General features: G+C 68.5%; 1 protein-coding gene. It reads right to left on the bottom strand.

Features of this window, described 5'->3' with window-relative positions; genetic code table 11:
- The coding region (locus tag H5407_RS23445; RefSeq protein ID WP_255501417.1) for a condensation domain-containing protein at positions 1-1,780 on the bottom strand (1,780 nt) is incomplete at both ends.

The following is a 1,780-nucleotide window of genomic DNA, read 5'->3' as shown; positions in this document are numbered from 1 at the left end:
AAGCCGTGCAGCCGTTCCTCCTGCGCCGGCGGCAGCACCGCCAGCGCGCTCAGCTCGCCCTGCCCGCCTTCGCGCAGCGCCTGTTCCAGGCTCGACAGGGCCTGTGCCATCAGCGCGCAGACGTCCTCTGGATCGTGCGGCTCATCCACCGTGACGGCCAGCGTCAGCGCCCCTCCCTGCTCCGCCACATCCACGGTCAGCGGATATTCGCTGATGCTGTCGACGGCCAGCGCCTGCACGCCCTGGGAGGATGCCTCCTCCCCGGCATCGGCCGTCTGGTTCAGGCGGCGGCAGTTCAGCAGCCCCCCGAACAGCGGCAGTGGCGGCACGACGCCGCTGCAGCGCTGCGCCGTGGACAGCGGGGTCTGCTCGTAGCGCATCAGCTCCAGCAGCAGCGCGTGCATGCCCTTGGCGGCATCGCGCACCGAGCCTGCAGCGAGGTTCCAGCGCACGGCCAGCGTGTTGATGAAGGGCCCCAGCACCTGCTGCGCATCCTGCCCCGCCTGCAGGCGTCCCATCACCACGGTGCCGAACACCGGGTCGTCGCGATTGGCCAGCCGCCCCATCACCAGGGCAAACGCCAGATGGAACAGGCTCGCGCTGTTGATCCCCAGCGCCTGCGCCTGCTGCTGCAGCGATTGACTCAGCCCTGCCTCCAGGCGGCTCATGGCCGTGCGGCCTTGCTGCTGGCGCCCATGCACCTCGCTCAGCCCGTAGGGCAAGGTGGGCTCGTCCACGCCATCCAGCAAGCGCTTGAAGAAGGCCTCCTGGCCGCGGCGCGACTCCTCTCTTCTCGACAGGGCCACGAAGTTGCGGAACGGCAGCGAAGGGGGCAGCAGGTGCTGCTGCCCCTGCAGGCAGGCCTGCACCTCCTGCTGCATCAGCAGAATGGTCTGTTGGTCCATCACCAGGTGGTGGATCAGCAGCATCAGCAGCCAGCTGCCGTCGTCCTCCTGCAGCTCGAAGGCCCGCAGCAGCGGGGCCTGGCGCACGTCGATGCGACGCAGCCGAGGGTCCTGGCGCGCCTGCAGCTGCGCGCTGGCGCTGGCAAAGCGCGCATCGCGCGCCAGCCTTTGCAGCGGCATCGGGGCCTGGCGCCAGACCAGCTGCACCGGATGCTCCAGGCGCTCCCAGTGAACGGCGCTGCGCAGGATGTCGTGGCGATCCAGCACCTGCTGCAGCGCCTGGATGAAGCCGTCCAAGTCCTCCCGGCGTTCAAAGCGGTAGGCCGAGGGCACCAGGTAGGCGTCATCCTCGCGGTTCATCAGCAGGTGAAAGAACATCCCTTCCTGCAGCGGCGTCAGCGGGTAGATGTCCTGCACATTGGCGGCGCCGCCGGGCACCGTGGCCACCAGCGTGTCGATCTGCTCCTGGCTCAGCGTCACCAGCGGCAGCATCTCGGGGGTGATGGCCTGCGATCCCGGCGGGATTGCGTTGGCAGGGACCGAAGGCGCTGATGACGTCTCGTCCTGCACGAGCAGCTCGCGGGCGAATTCCCCCAGACTGGATGCACTGAACAGCGTTCTGACATCGCTGGACAGGCCCATCTGGCGCATGCGCTCGATCAGGCTGATGGCCAGCAGCGAGTGACCGCCCAGCTCGAAGAAGTTGTCATGGCGGCCCACGCGCGGCAGCTGCAGCACTTCGGCCCATAGCGCGGCCAGCTGCTCTTCCAGCTCGCCTTGCGGAGCCTCATAGCCTTGGTGAATGTGAGCGGCCTCGTCCGGTACGGGCAGAGACTTGCGATCCAGCTTGCCGTTGGCCGTCAGCGGCAGGGCCT

Source organism: Mitsuaria sp. WAJ17 (assembly GCF_014174515.1).
Taxonomy (GTDB): domain Bacteria; phylum Pseudomonadota; class Gammaproteobacteria; order Burkholderiales; family Burkholderiaceae_C; genus Roseateles_B.
The sequence above is the reverse complement of the archived record's forward strand: the minus strand, read 5'-3'. Positions and strand labels throughout refer to the sequence as shown.